The following is a 13,794-nucleotide window of genomic DNA, read 5'->3' as shown; positions in this document are numbered from 1 at the left end:
CCTCATGCATTTTGTAGCGGTCAGGTATCAGAAAGCTTTAGCTGGTGAGGCCTGTATAGGTGCAGAACATAGCCGTTGCACAGGTGTCATCGAAATCAGGGAGATTGGGGATGCCACACCCATGATGGCTGGCTGTATTGATCACGGCTGAATTCGTGGGGTATGTCTAAATGACTGGAAAAAAAGTAGCTTTTACACCAAGATCTGAATCATAAGTCATTTGATGGGTAAATAGAGGAGAATCGGTGTGAATCCGGAGAAGGTGGTTTTTGGTTTTTTCATTGTACTTGCCCTGACACTGAATTTTGGTTTTTTTGTCGGTGAACTGGACAACCCGGATCATCACCATGTCTACGAGCTGTTCGCGGTCATCGTGGTCAATCTGATCGCCACTGTACTCAAGTTCGGTGATCGGACCCAGATGGGGGCGGTACTACTGGCAACCAGTCTGGTTGCCTTACTGCAGCTGTTTGCCGCCGCCCTTGTATGGACGGTGGCGGTGCACGTCACCGAGAGCGGTCTTACCACGGTCACCACGGCCAGTATCGTCTCACTCTCCGGCGGTGCAATGTTGGCGAATGTGGTTTCCGTTGTATTGTTGATCATCGAGACTGTCATGCTGCGCCGTTAAACAGATCCAGGCGCGGTCGTTTCACCCCATGAACAATATCTTTTTTCTTATCTTCAGGCGCATGCGGGCGCCGCTGTTGACCCTGGTGATGACCTATTCGATCGCCATGCTGGGTCTGGTGCTGATTCCGGGCAAGGATGCCGACGGTAATGTTGTGTATATGGATTTCTTCCATGCCTTCTACTTCGTCAGTTTCATGTCCAGCACCATCGGTTTCGGCGAAATACCCTACGCCTTCACTGCGGGACAGCGTCTATGGGTCAGCTTTTCCATCTTCTTTACCGTGGTGGTGTGGCTCTACTCCATCGGTACTGTATTGGCCCTGCTCAAGGACGAAACCTTTCAAAACGCTTTAACTGAGCGGAGATTTACAAAGCAAATCAATAGAATGCGAGAGTCTTTTTATCTGATTTGTGGATATGGTCAAACCGGTGAGGCATTGGTCAAGGCATTGACTGACAGAAACCAGCACGCGGTTGTGATCGATATACTCGAAGACCGTGTCAATATGCTTAAGCTGGAGAATCTGCGTGAGTATGTTCCTGGCCTGTGTGGCGATGCCAGTCTGCCGGACCATCTTCTGGAAGCCGGCCTTAAGCATCCGCTGTGTGAAGGGGTGGTGGCGCTGACCAACGCCAATGAAGTCAATTTGATGATCGCCATAACAGCGAAACTGCTGCATCCCGAAATCGGGGTGATCTGTCGGGCCGACTCCCATGATGTGGAAAAAAACATGGCCTCCTTCGGCACCGATTTCATCATCGATCCTTTCGATGCTTTCGCGCTGCATTTGGCGACCGCTATTCAGGCACCGTGCCTCAGTCTGTTGCAGGATTGGCTCTCATTGGGACAACGGGATATGCTCAACGATCCTGTCTATCCCCCCTCGAAAGGACTCTGGGTGATTTGCGGCTATGGCCGCTTTGGCAAGGCGGTCTATGAAAAGCTTGTGCGCGAGGGGTTGGAGGTTGTCGTTGTGGAAGCGGAACCCCAGATGACGGGGACTCCGTCCTCACCCTACATTGAAGGCAGGGGCACTGAGGCGGACACCCTTCAACAAGCGGAGATCGAGCGGGCGGTCGGCCTGGTGGCGGGAACCGACAATGATGCCAACAATCTCTCCATCATCATGACCGCAAGGGAGTTGAACCGGGATTTGTTCGTCATCTTGCGTCAGAATATCAAGCACAATGATGCAGTGATAGAGGCTGTCGGGGCGGATATGGTGATGCTGCCCAGCGATATTATTGCCAACCGTATTCGGGTATTGTTAGGCGCTCCGATGCAGCATCAGTTCGTTAAACTTGTGTTACATCAGGATGATGAGTGGGCCTGTCAGCTGATCAGCAGGATATCCGCCCTGGTGACGCATCACGCGCCGGAGGTGTGGGAAGTGGCATTTTCCGAGCGCGATTCACATGCTGTGTGTGCTTTCGTCAAACGCGGGAATCAGCTGACTCTGGGGGATCTGATGACGGATCCCCGGGATAGAAACAGTAAACTTTCCTGTATTCCGCTGATGCTCTATCGCCACAATGACTATTTTTTACTGCCTGAAATGGACCTCAAGGTGCAAAAAGACGATCATTTGCTCTTCTGTGGATCTTACTATGCCAAAAACCGCATGCTCTGGACCCTGCAAAATGAGAATGCCTTGAACTATATTCTAACGGGTGAGTCCAGGCCGGAGGGGTGGGTTTGGCGTCGATTAAGAAAAAGAGAGGTGATATGAGACCACTACTGGAAAAACTCCACAAAGACCATATCAATCTGGCTCGTCTGCTCGATTTGTTGAGCAGAGAACTGGATGCACTGAGTGCCGGTCGTGAAGCGAACTTCGATCTCAAGATCGAAATGCTGGATTACATCGAGCACTACGCCGAACAATCGCATCACCCCACCGAAGATCAGATCAATAAAATAGCCTTCCGCAAGAAATCGATGCAGGCGCACAAGGCGCTCTACGATCGAATATGCAAGGAGCATGGCGACCTGATTGGGCTGGCTCGAACATACAGAAAAACCCTGGAAGGGGCCATGCAGGGTGAGGTGCTGTTGAGAGAGGAGGTGGAGACGAGGGGCAGGGAATTCGTCGCCCTGCAGCGGCAGCATATCGACCTTGAAGAACAAGAGGTCTTTCCTCTGGTGGAGAACGCCCTCAGCGACAAGGAGTGGCAAAAACTCGAGGGTCAGATTTCACATGGCGAGGATCCCCTGTTTCACCGCCAAGACTTCAATCGATTCCGTAGTCTCATCGACTATCTGAAGGCGCACGAAGACGAATAGCATCTGATTCACAACTACTCTCAACATCTATATAAAACATCATATATACGCTTGCTGGCCCCAGCCTGAGGGTCTAATGCAATGACAGGCAGGGTAGGCTAAGGATAGGTATAGCCTGGCCGATAAGCTCTCAAGAGTGGTTAAATTTAGATTCAGTTATGATGTTTTCGGATTACAGGCAATACACCTCCCTGTCCATTATTCCCATGAGGTTTCTGGTACTGCTGGTTCTAGTCATACCTCGTTGTCTGAATGCCGCTGATCTGGAAGATCAGCTCTACATGGCGGGTATACATGAGTCTGTCTGGGAGTTTTCCGGGTCGGATTACAGCTGTGAGCTAAAACATGAGGTGCCGCAGTTCGGTGTGGCCCGATTCAGGCGAATTGCAGGTGAGAATCTGCACTTTTTCATCACTAGCTTTCAACCGGTGCCAGAGCCGGTTGACGGGGTTGTCAGAGAGCTCTCGCCGGCTTGGGAGCATACTCCACCGGACACCCTGCAACTTTCAGTTGCGATACAGACAGGGATGCGGCCGATGGCCTTAAAACGGAAGCAGGCCGGGTGGTTGCTGACCTCATTGACCAAGGGTCAGATCGGCAGTTTCTCCTTTCCTGATTGGGACGACAACCGCAGACAGGTCAGGGTGCAATTGTCACCGGTCAAATTCCAAAAGCCCTATCGTGAGTTCAAGCGCTGTCTTCGCCAACTGCCGAATAGCGGGGGATTTACTGAGTTAAAGAACTCGACGGTTCATTTCGCACTGGATGTCGACGCCATCGACAATCGTGGAGAACAACAACTCGCTCGGTTGGCCGCTTATGTTCTGGCCGATGAGAAGATCAACCGCATCATTATCGAGGGTCATGCGGACGACCAGGGATCGACGCGATACAACAAGCGTCTTTCGGCAAGGCGGGCGGCAAACGTCTACAATTACCTTTCCGGCAAAGGCGTCAAAGAAGGGATGATGATCCAGCAACACTACGGAGAGTCCCGGCCTAAAATAGCAAAGCGGACAGCGCGCGCCAGGGCAGCCAACCGACGGGTCGAAATCAATCTCCAGCGATAGCCCCGAAAGCAAACAGCTCGTTTCGTGAATGCTGATTTATACTGCCCGGGGCTTTATACGACCACATTAAGTCATAGCAAGGGTGGCTACCACACTATACAGGTGTCGCCACACAATAAGGCTGTTGAAAGGCATAGTTATGACTCGTATTTCGTAGTCACTTAAGATTAGTTTTAACATGGCCTAGTATATGGATATGGCGCCAACATCACCCCCTGTCACAGCTCAACTGACATGGTTTGAAAAAACCTGGCAGGCATTCTGTCGTCTTGTGGTTCGGGTGTTTTATCGTCGATTTGAAGTTGTCGGCAGCGAAAATCTACCAACGGGACAGGGTGCTATCTTATGTGCCAATCATGTTAATGCCCTGGCGGATGCCGTGGTACTGCAGGCAGCGACAACCAGAGCCATTCGGCCACTGGCGCGAAGCGGTCTGTTTGATAATCCAATACTCAAACCTATCCTGGGCTTGATCGGTGCCGTCCCTATCTACCGGCGTGGTGATCCGGGGGTCGACGTCAGTGACAATAGCGCTACATTCAGACGCTGTTATGAACTATTGGCGAATGGGGAGACCCTTATCATATTTCCGGAGGGCCAGAGTCATGACGTGCCCCGGTTGATGGCATTGAAGACCGGGGCCGCGCGTATGGCGTTGGAAACGATCCAGGTTACAGGCAGTGAGCCGGCGGTTATTCCCGTCGGTCTGACATTTCCCGAAAAAGGCCAGTTTCGCAGTTCAGTTCTGGTCCAGTTCGGTAAACCGATTGACTTGACACTCTCGGAGCAGAAGACGGATGAACAACGCGTTATCGAATTGACCGATCGCATTCGCAATGGATTGGAAGCCATAACATTGAATGCCGAGAGTTGGGACGAGGTCAACCTGATCACCAGACTGGAGCGATTTTTCGCCTTTCGTCACGGTAAATATCGGCAACGCAACCTGCAGCAACGTCTGCGTGCCCAGCAACGCCTGATAGATGCGCAACGCTTGTTGAGAAAATACGAGCCCGATCGGGTGAGGGCATTGATAAGCCAATTGAAGCAGTTTGAAAAAGTCTGCCGTTACTGTGGAGTGAAGGATTACCAACTGAATATCGAATACAGACCAACGTTGATTGTGCTTTATCTGCTGCGCGTGATCTGGATGTTGTTGATTGTCTTGCCGGTGGTCATGTGGGGCGTCATCAACAGCTACCTCCCTTATAAACTGACCGAACACCTATCGCTCCGTTTTGCCAAGGGACCCAATCAGGCTGATACGACCAAAATGGTGTTAGGATTGGTTTTTTTCACGCTTTTCTGGTTGATACAGAGTTATCTGGTTTACCATAATTTCGGTTTGATATGGATGATCGCATATATTCTAAGCCTCGTTGTCAGCAGCGTAGTGGCCCTGATGGTGAGAGGAGAGATGCGCCGAATAAGGGAAAATGTCAGAGTGTTCCTGCTCTTCCTGCGCCGACGGGATCTCAAGGCATACCTGCAGTACAAGCGTCAGGAGTTGGAGCAGGAATTAGCCCGAATGGTTCGTATCGCCAACCGCCTCTCTCATCACTGAAAAAACAGATCTGAGACCTCATGAAGCATGCGTTTCCACTTACAGTGTTGTTGTTGATCGTATCATCGCAATCCCTGGCGGTTCAGACTGAGTGCGTTGTTTTATTGCATGGTATGGGACGTACTTCATCTTCGCTCAGCGCCATTGAAGAGTCGTTGCTGAGTCGACACTACCATGTATGGAATGAGAGTTATCCCAGTTTGACTCAAAGCGTTGAGGAGTTGTCCGCGCCGGCGATTGATGCAGGATTGGCCTATTGTGAAGGAAAACAAGTGGAAAGGGTCCACTTTGTCACTCACTCCCTGGGGGGGATCCTCGTCAGATACTATCTGCAGGATCATCATATAGAGAATCTCGGCCGGATTGTGATGCTGGCGCCACCCAATCGGGGCAGTGAAGTCGCCGATCAGATGAAGGATGGTTTTTTCTACCGGAACATCATGGGACCGGCGGGTCAGGCGTTGGGCACGGACGAGAAGAGCCTGCCAAACAGCCTGAAACCTATCGCCGGAGAGATAGGTATCATTGCCGGCATCAAAGCGGGGGAACCCTGGTTTCTTCCCGAGATCCCCGGAGATGATGATGGCAAGGTCGCGGTGGAACGTACCAAGCTGCCGGAAATGAGGGATTTTCTGTTGGTGAATGTGGGACATACCTTCATCATGGATGATGATGAGGTAATCCGTCAGGTGTCGCATTTCCTGCAACATGGTCTGTTCGACAGGTCGAATCAGGTCCAAACCACAGACGGTGCTGCAACGGAGTGACCCTGGTGGGGATTGAGACGTGAGAAGATGGTGGGCGCAACAGGGATCGAACCTGTGACCTCTGCAATGTGACTGCAGCGCTCTCCCAGCTGAGCTATGCGCCCGAAAACAGTGAGAGGGGCATTCTAAAGAGCTATTCGAAGTGGGTCAATCGAGTGTCCTCGCAAAGCCCGGTAGTTAAGGAATAGCCGCCAATAACGCAAATCACAGCAAATGAACGCAAACAGGTTCTGCCATGCCGGCATGGATTTGTGTGAACTCACGGTGATTTGCGTCCATTTGCGGCTTCCGAATCACTCCGGGTCTGATAGAATCGCGGTTTTGCCAGTAACCGGATTGCCTGCCTGACCATGACTGTTCGTACCCGATTCGCTCCCAGCCCGACCGGCTATCTCCACGTGGGTGGTGCCCGAACCGCCCTTTTTTCCTGGCTCTATGCCCGCAAGCACGGTGGAAAGTTCGTGTTGCGAATCGAAGATACCGATCTGGAGCGTTCGACCATGGAGTCGGTAAATGCCATTCTCGAGGGTATGACCTGGCTCGGCCTGGAGTACGATGAAGGACCCTTCTACCAGACCAAGCGTTTCGACCGTTATGATGAGGTGATTCAAGATCTGCTGGCGCGTGGATTGGCCTATCGTTGTGACTGCAGTCATGAGCGTCTCGACCGGCTGCGGGACGAGGCGATGCAGAACAAGCTTAAACCCCGTTACGACGGCCACTGCAGGCACCGTGATGTGAGCCCGGACGAGCCCCATGTGATCCGCTTTCGAAATCCGGAATCGGGTATCGTCGTGGTGGACGACCTGATCAGGGGAAGGGTTACTTTTAACAATGAGGAGCTGGATGACCTGATCATCCGACGCACCGATGGATCACCCACCTACAATCTGACCGTGGTGGTCGATGATCTCGATATGAGCATCACCCATGTCATACGTGGTGACGATCATCTCAACAATACACCGAGGCAGATCAACATATTGCGGGCTCTGGATGCGGATCCGCCCCAGTATGGCCATGTGCCGATGATCCTCGGCGATGATGGTTCGAGATTGTCGAAGCGGCACGGCGCAGTGAGCGTGATGCAGTACCGTGAAGCGGGTTTTCTGCCAGAGGCGCTGCTCAACTACCTGGTGCGCCTGGGCTGGTCCCATGGGGATCAGGAGATCTTCAGTGTCGATGAGATGATCGAACTGTTTGATATTGATGCGGTGAACAAGGCGGCCTCCAGCTTCAACACAGACAAGCTGTTATGGTTGAATCAGCACTATATCAAGCAGGAGAACCCGAAGCGTATCGCCCACCTGTTGAGTCCGCATATGGGGGATCTCGAGATCGATCCCTCGCAAGGGCCCGATCTGGTGGCCGTGGCCGAAGCCCATCAGGAGCGCGCGAATACCCTGGTTGAGATGGCTGAGATGAGTGCCTTCTGTTACCGGGATTTCGAGAGCTATGAGGAGAAGGCAGCCAAAAAGCACCTGCGTCTCGCTGCCAGGGAACCCCTGCAACGCATGCGCGATGTATTGGCCAGCCTGGGTGACTGGACAGCGGAGACACTGCATAGCGTGGTGGATCAAGTCTCTGCCGAACTGGATGTGAAGATGGGCAAGGTGGCCCAGCCCTTGCGTGTGGCCCTGGTGGGGCGCGCTGCCTCTCCGGGGATCGATGTGACCCTCTATCTGGTGGGGAAAGAGGCCAGTTTAAAGCGCATCGACAAGGCCCTTGAATATATCGTTCAACGTGAAGCCAATGCCGGTTGAGTCGGTGTTAACAGACCCCAGGGTCACAACTAAGTCAAGAAGCGAACAACATGAGTAAATCGGAACCCAGCACAACGACCAACTTCATCCGCCAGATCATCGATCAGGATCTGCAGTCGGGTAAACACGGTGGGCGGGTGCATACCCGGTTTCCCCCCGAGCCCAACGGCTATCTGCATATCGGCCATGCCAAGTCGATCGTACTTAATTTCGGTATCGCCCGGGATTATCAGGGATTGTGCAATCTGCGTTTCGACGACACTAATCCCCATAAGGAGAATATCGAGTTCGTCGACAGTATTCAGGCGGACGTCCGTTGGCTCGGTTATGACTGGGATGATCGTCTCTTCTACGCCTCGGACTACTTTCAACAGCTCTACGACTTTGCCGTTGAGCTCATCCAGGCCGGCAAGGCCTTCGTCTGCGATCTCGACAGCGAGCAGATGCGAGCCTATCGCGGCACCCTGACTGAACCTGGCCGGGAGAGCCCCTATCGCACCCGTTCCGTGGAGGAGAACCTGGATCTGTTCGCCCGCATGAAGGCGGGTGACTTCGCCGATGGGGAACGTGTACTGCGGGCCAAGATCGATATGGCTTCACCGAATATGAACATGCGTGATCCAACCCTGTATCGAATCCGCCATGGTGTGATCCATCATCAGACCGGTGAGGCCTGGTGCATCTATCCGATGTACGACTATACTCATCCGGTCTCGGATGCCCTGGAGGGAATCACCCACTCACTCTGTACCCTGGAATTCGAGGATCACCGGCCACTCTATGACTGGGTGCTCGACAACATCTCCATTCCCAGCCATCCACAACAGATCGAATTCTCCCGCCTCAATCTGGAATACACAGTTTTGAGTAAACGCATGCTCACGCAATTGGTGGAGGAGGGATTTGTCGAGGGATGGGATGATCCGCGCATGCCGACGATTGCCGGGATGCGGCGTCGCGGCTACAGCGCGGTATCGATACGGGAATTCTGTCAGCGGATCGGTATCACCAAATCGGACGGCCTGGTTGAGATGGGCATGCTGGAAAACTGTATTCGCGAGGATCTCGATGCCCATGCGCCTCGACGCATGGCGGTGCTGCATCCGCTCAAGGTAGTGATCGAAAACTTCCCAGATGAGAAGAGCGAGACATTGACGGCATCCAATCACCCCAAGGATGAGACCATGGGGGTACGTGAAATCGAATTCTGTCGAGAGGTCTACATCGACCGGGCTGATTTTCGAGAGCAGGCGAATAAAAAATATAAGCGCCTGGTGACTGGGGGCGAGGTGCGTCTACGCAATGCCTATGTCATCAAATGTGAAGAGGTTGTGAAGAATAACCAGGGCGAAATCATTGAGTTACGCTGTAGCTACGATCCTGAAACCTTGGGAAAAAATCCTGAAGGCCGGAAGGTCAGGGGTGTTATCCACTGGGTATCCGCCAGGCATGGCATAAAGGGTGAAGTCAGACTCTATGATCGTCTGTTCGGCAAGGCAGACGCGGGACGGGTCGATGAAGGCGGCCGTTTCACGGATAATCTCAATCCCGACTCCCTGCGCACCCTGACTGACTGTTATTTCGAACCGGCATTGGGGTCAGCGATCGCGGGCGAACAGTATCAATTTGAGCGTGAAGGCTATTTCATACTCGACAGCCGAGAGGCCGCCAGAGAAGAGCCGGTCTTCAACCGCATCATCACCCTGCGCGACTCCTGGGCGAAGATCGACAAGCCGGGTGAGTGAGGGGGTGTCAGGATTCATGCCGCAAATGGACGCCAATCACCGCAAATAAACGCAAAAATCAAGCTAATTTACAGGGTACACACACTTTGTAAGTTAGTTGCGTCAATTCGCGGTGATTAGCGTCCATTCGCGGCTATATAATCTCTTTACCTGATACGGTCTAAGGATCACTGGGACAACAAAAAAGCAGTGGACAAAAGTGTCATAATCCCCTAATATTCGCGGCTTTCCGGGGCCATAGCTCAGCTGGGAGAGCGCAACACTGGCAGTGTTGAGGTCGGCGGTTCGATCCCGCCTGGCTCCACCAATTTCTTGCACAGCAGGCTCCGATTCAACAGACCTGGGTATCCACACCCTTTATATCCATGGAACCCTCCTCAACGCGATCACTCGACAGGCTGGCTATATGCTCTGGATCGATATTCTGATCATCGCGATCATCGCGCTTTCGGCAATCATCAGTCTGATCCGCGGTTTTGTACAGGAAGCCATCTCTCTAGCCACCTGGATCGCCGCATTTACGCTTGCCTGGCTGTTCTTCCGTCCGCTGGCGCTGGAGCTGGAACCCTGGATCGACGTGCAGTCCATCAGACTGGGCGTGGCCTACGGTATAATTTTGATATTGGTGCTGATAGTCGGGGCGGTGGCGAACCATTTCTTGAAGGTTTTGGTGAGTACCACGGGGTTGACAGGTACCGACCGTCTTATAGGGATATTCTTTGGTGTCGCACGGGGCGCTGTAGTGGTTGCCGTGCTGATTCTGCTTGCAGGGTTGACCCCGTTCCCGAATGACAACTGGTGGCAGTCATCACAATTGATCCCCTATTTTAAGGATATAGCTCTTTGGCTGCAGAGCTATCTGCCTAGTGATATTGCTGCAAACTTCCACTACTGATCCGGAGAACTGAAGCATGTGCGGTATTGTGGGAATTGTGGGTAAGACACCCGTTAACCAGTCACTCTATGATGCGCTCTTGGTGCTTCAGCATCGTGGGCAGGATGCGGCCGGCATCGTTACCTGTGAAAAGGGCAAACTCTATTTGCGCAAGGCCAACGGCCTTGCCAGAGATGTTTTTCATACGCGCCATATGCTGCGCTTGAAGGGTAATATGGGCATCGGCCATGCCAGATATCCCACAGCCGGCTGCTCTTCATCCGCGGAGGCTCAACCGTTCTATGTCAATTCACCCTACGGCATTACCCTGGCGCACAACGGTAATCTGACCAACACGACTGAGTTGACCAGGGATCTCTTCGTCGAAGACCTGCGTCATATCAATACCTCATCCGATTCAGAGATATTACTCAATGTATTTGCCCATGAGTTGCAGATGCAGAATAAGCTGCGGATCGCTCCGGAGGACATCTTCAAGGCTGTAGCAGGGGTGCATCGCCGCTGTCGGGGCGCCTATGCGGCAGTAGCCATGATTCCGGGGGTTGGGTTGCTTGGATTTCGTGATCCTCACGCCATACGCCCCATCGTCTATGGCAAGCGGGAGACCGACCTGGGGACGGAATACATGATCGCCTCGGAGAGTGTCGCTTTCGACACCCTGGGATTTGAGCGGGTTCGCGACCTGGAACCTGGCGAGGCTATTTTCATCAGTAAAGAGGGGCAGTTGCATTCCCAGATGTGTGCCGCCCACACGGTAAAATCCCCCTGTATCTTTGAGTTTGTCTACTTCGCCCGCCCCGACTCCATCATCGACAATGTGTTCGTTCACAAAGCCCGCTCGCGTATGGGTAAGAAGCTGGCGAGAAAGATCATGAGGGAGTGGCCGGATCATGATATCGATGTGGTGATTCCGATACCGGATACCAGTCGGACAGCGGCGCTGACCCTGGCCAACGAGCTGAAACTTCGTTACACAGAGGGTTTTATCAAAAACCGATACATTGGGCGTACCTTCATCATGCCCGGTCAGACAGTGCGCAAGAAATCTGTCAGGCAAAAGCTCAATGCCATCGATCTCGAGTTCAAGAACAAGAATGTCCTGCTGGTCGACGATTCCGTGGTCAGAGGGACCACCTCTCAGCAGATCGTGCAGATGGCGCGGGAATCGGGCGCCAAAAAGGTCTATTTTGCTTCAGCCGCACCACCGGTGATCTATCCCAATGTCTATGGTATCGACATGCCCGCCGCCAGTGAGTTGGTGGCGCACAATCGCAGTGTGGAAGAGGTGAGGAGTATTATCGGTGCGGACCGCATGATCTATCAGGATATCGAGGACCTGATCGATGCGGTACAGAAAAAGGGCAAGACCGATATCGAACGCTTCGACACCAGTGTTTTCAATGGCGATTATGTCACCGGTGATGTCAGCGAAACCTATCTGGAACAGCTGGAGCTATTGCGCAACGATGGCGCCAAGAGCAAGGACGAGACGGCTGAGAAGAGTATCCTTGATCTTCACAACGATGTGTAAGGCGGATTACTGCCGGATGCGGTCGAAGTAGCGCGCCCGGTAGAGCAGGCGGGCCTGTTCCCCATCAGTGAAACCGCTCCGGGTATGTAATACGTTATTAGAGATCAAACCCTGCCCGGCCTGCAGTTTCGCATGAAATTGCCAGGGCGAGGGGCTATGCAGCAGTGATTTCATGTATTCCACCGCCTCTTTGAGCAAGGGATCGTCCAGCCACTCGATACTGCGGCTTCTGTCGGTATAACGCATATGTAAATGGCCATCCGGGTAAACGGCAAAAACCGGGCCCGTACGCGCAGGCCTGAGTTCTTCGCCGTCGACGATATTGGCCGGGATGGTCATGGCCTGAGGGTTCATCAAGGCACGGATATAGTCGGGATTCCGCTCCATTATCTGAATAAACAGGATCTCATGATCGAGCAGGTCATTCTCACCGCCTTGTTCAGCGGGATTGACGCAATGCAGCAGCAGTGCATGGATCTGTTGCTCAGGAAGGTTGTAATAGCCATCAGTGTGCCAGGCGATGGGACGGTCGGAATAGGGGATATAGCCGTTTCGTAAGGCATCCGATTGTACGGTCAGCGAGGAGATGGCGTCATCATCTGCGCACATATTGTGGTCCAGATGGCTGAGACCGAATGCCAGGCCAAGTTCGCTGATAATGTGTTTATCCGAATCATGCCCCGAGAGGCCTGCCCAGATAGCCATATTGGTCTTTCGGCAAAGGGAGAGGATTTTATCGTGCTCGGTTGTTGAGAGCCGGCGCGGATCGTGGATTTCGACGATCAGTTCTCCCACTGTTTCAGGGTAACTGTCGAGCTTTGCATCCCGCCAGATCGCATAGGCATTGTGGTTGTCGGGCAGGAATGGTGATGGATTGTGTTTGGACATACCAGCAATTTTCGCAGATTTTGTTGAGTGTTGGTATGATATTATTATTGGTCCTAAGCCGGCTGGAAAAACTAGCGTTTTTTAACGGCTAAGCATCCGAAGACAGGGGTTCAGGAAAGTTAATCTTTGAGGCGCACAATCATGCATGCAGTCAAGCAACGCCCTAAAATGCCCAAGCCGCTATCCTTGCCGCTGCGGCTGATACCCAAAAAGGCCCATGGTGTTATTCTGAGCTCAGTTTTGAACAGACTGTTTCGTAACGAGCTTCTGGAAGGGGAGTTGGATTTTCTGCTGGGGCGGGTTGTGCAGATCAAGGTGAGTGATCTTGGTCTTGCTTACAATCTGACGTTGACCAATGGCGTGATTTCGGAAGCCGGCGGTAGGAGTGCGGATCTGAGCATAACCGGGTCCGTATACGATTATCTGTTGTTGATCAGTGGCAAAGAGGATCCGGATACCCTGTTTTTCCAAAGGCATCTCGTCATGGATGGCGACACAGGACTGGGTGTTCATTTGAAGAACATGCTGTCAGCCATTGAACTCGAGCAGTTACCGTTGCCAGCCGATATCCGTCCCTATATAGAACGATTTATCCGGGTTTACGAGAATCTGCCCTATATGTCTGCCCGCTCATAATTTTTCCCGGTTATCCAG

12 protein-coding genes and 2 tRNA genes are annotated in these 13,794 nt (G+C 52.7%); 12 read left to right on the top strand and 2 right to left on the bottom strand.

Features of this window, described 5'->3' with window-relative positions; genetic code table 11:
* Positions 1-247: 247 nt before the first annotated feature.
* From AB8516_RS06420 to AB8516_RS06395, 6 genes are all read left to right on the top strand, one after another.
* A complete protein-coding gene (locus AB8516_RS06420) occupies positions 248-631 on the top strand; it encodes a DUF6394 family protein (protein WP_369159152.1) in 384 nt (127 codons plus the stop codon).
* A 28-nt stretch (positions 632-659) separates the two neighbouring features.
* On the top strand, positions 660-2,363 hold the full coding sequence (locus AB8516_RS06415) for a TrkA family potassium uptake protein (RefSeq protein WP_369159150.1): 1,704 nt from the start codon (positions 660-662) through the stop codon (positions 2,361-2,363).
* Positions 2,360-2,917, top strand: a complete 558-nt coding sequence (locus AB8516_RS06410; RefSeq protein WP_369159148.1) for a hemerythrin domain-containing protein — start codon at positions 2,360-2,362, stop codon at positions 2,915-2,917. Before AB8516_RS06415 ends, AB8516_RS06410 begins: the two co-directional genes overlap by 4 nt.
* A 158-nt stretch (positions 2,918-3,075) precedes the next feature.
* The gene (locus AB8516_RS06405; RefSeq protein WP_369159146.1) at positions 3,076-3,987 is read left to right on the top strand and encodes an OmpA family protein; all 912 of its coding nucleotides are present in this window, start codon (positions 3,076-3,078) and stop codon (positions 3,985-3,987) included.
* Between the two features lie 196 nt (positions 3,988-4,183).
* Positions 4,184-5,551, top strand: coding sequence for a lysophospholipid acyltransferase family protein (locus AB8516_RS06400; RefSeq protein ID WP_369159144.1), 1,368 nt, complete (start codon positions 4,184-4,186; stop codon positions 5,549-5,551).
* A gap of 20 nt (positions 5,552-5,571) precedes the next feature.
* Positions 5,572-6,318 carry an esterase/lipase family protein gene (locus tag AB8516_RS06395; protein WP_369159142.1) on the top strand — a complete coding sequence of 249 codons (747 nt, stop codon included), beginning with the start codon at positions 5,572-5,574 and terminating at the stop codon, positions 6,316-6,318.
* Positions 6,319-6,346: 28 nt separating this feature from the next.
* On the opposite strand, the gene AB8516_RS06390 is transcribed toward AB8516_RS06395, so the two are convergent.
* Positions 6,347-6,422: transfer RNA gene (locus AB8516_RS06390), tRNA-Val, on the bottom strand.
* A 246-nt stretch (positions 6,423-6,668) separates the two neighbouring features.
* On the opposite strand from AB8516_RS06390, the gene gltX reads away from it, so the two are divergent.
* The 5 genes from gltX to purF all read left to right on the top strand — a co-directional run bounded on the left by gltX (position 6,669) and on the right by purF (position 12,252).
* Complete coding sequence (gene gltX, locus AB8516_RS06385) at positions 6,669-8,081, top strand: glutamate--tRNA ligase (protein WP_369159140.1); 1,413 nt, start codon at positions 6,669-6,671, stop codon at positions 8,079-8,081.
* Between the two features lie 50 nt (positions 8,082-8,131).
* A complete protein-coding gene (locus AB8516_RS06380; RefSeq protein WP_369159138.1) occupies positions 8,132-9,826 on the top strand; it encodes a glutamine--tRNA ligase/YqeY domain fusion protein in 1,695 nt (564 codons plus the stop codon).
* A gap of 231 nt (positions 9,827-10,057) precedes the next feature.
* A tRNA-Ala gene (locus AB8516_RS06375) sits at positions 10,058-10,133 on the top strand.
* A 99-nt stretch (positions 10,134-10,232) separates the two neighbouring features.
* Positions 10,233-10,721, top strand: a complete 489-nt coding sequence (locus AB8516_RS06370; protein ID WP_369159136.1) for a CvpA family protein — start codon at positions 10,233-10,235, stop codon at positions 10,719-10,721.
* 16 nt (positions 10,722-10,737) lie between these two features.
* Positions 10,738-12,252: an amidophosphoribosyltransferase gene (purF, locus tag AB8516_RS06365; protein ID WP_369159134.1), complete on the top strand. Its 1,515-nt coding sequence runs from the start codon at positions 10,738-10,740 to the stop codon at positions 12,250-12,252.
* Positions 12,253-12,258: 6 nt separating this feature from the next.
* Here purF and AB8516_RS06360 read toward each other — a convergent pair whose 3' ends face one another.
* Entirely contained in the window at positions 12,259-13,140 is an 882-nt protein-coding gene (locus AB8516_RS06360) for a TauD/TfdA family dioxygenase (protein WP_369159132.1), read from the bottom strand.
* 141 nt (positions 13,141-13,281) lie between these two features.
* On the opposite strand from AB8516_RS06360, the gene AB8516_RS06355 reads away from it, so the two are divergent.
* Positions 13,282-13,776 (top strand): SCP2 domain-containing protein, encoded by a 495-nt coding sequence (locus AB8516_RS06355; protein WP_369159130.1) that lies wholly within the window; start codon positions 13,282-13,284, stop codon positions 13,774-13,776.
* Positions 13,777-13,794 lie beyond the last annotated feature (18 nt).

It is taken from the genome of Candidatus Thiodiazotropha sp. LNASS1 (assembly GCF_964212655.1).
Taxonomy (GTDB): Bacteria; Pseudomonadota; Gammaproteobacteria; order Chromatiales; family Chromatiaceae; genus Thiodiazotropha.
The sequence above is the reverse complement of the archived record's forward strand: the minus strand, read 5'-3'. Positions and strand labels throughout refer to the sequence as shown.

Coding starts and splice junctions, on each gene's coding strand:
- AB8516_RS06400 (WP_369159144.1), top strand. CDS start 4,184: ATGGCGCCAACATCACCCCCTGTCACAGCTCAACTGACATGGTTTGAA.
- AB8516_RS06415 (WP_369159150.1), top strand. CDS start 660: ATGAACAATATCTTTTTTCTTATCTTCAGGCGCATGCGGGCGCCGCTG.
- AB8516_RS06355 (WP_369159130.1), top strand. CDS start 13,282: ATGCATGCAGTCAAGCAACGCCCTAAAATGCCCAAGCCGCTATCCTTG.
- AB8516_RS06395 (WP_369159142.1), top strand. CDS start 5,572: ATGAAGCATGCGTTTCCACTTACAGTGTTGTTGTTGATCGTATCATCG.
- AB8516_RS06410 (WP_369159148.1), top strand. CDS start 2,360: ATGAGACCACTACTGGAAAAACTCCACAAAGACCATATCAATCTGGCT.
- gltX (WP_369159140.1), top strand. CDS start 6,669: ATGACTGTTCGTACCCGATTCGCTCCCAGCCCGACCGGCTATCTCCAC.
- AB8516_RS06360 (WP_369159132.1), bottom strand. CDS start 13,140: ATGTCCAAACACAATCCATCACCATTCCTGCCCGACAACCACAATGCC.
- AB8516_RS06380 (WP_369159138.1), top strand. CDS start 8,132: ATGAGTAAATCGGAACCCAGCACAACGACCAACTTCATCCGCCAGATC.
- AB8516_RS06405 (WP_369159146.1), top strand. CDS start 3,076: ATGATGTTTTCGGATTACAGGCAATACACCTCCCTGTCCATTATTCCC.
- AB8516_RS06370 (WP_369159136.1), top strand. CDS start 10,233: ATGCTCTGGATCGATATTCTGATCATCGCGATCATCGCGCTTTCGGCA.
- purF (WP_369159134.1), top strand. CDS start 10,738: ATGTGCGGTATTGTGGGAATTGTGGGTAAGACACCCGTTAACCAGTCA.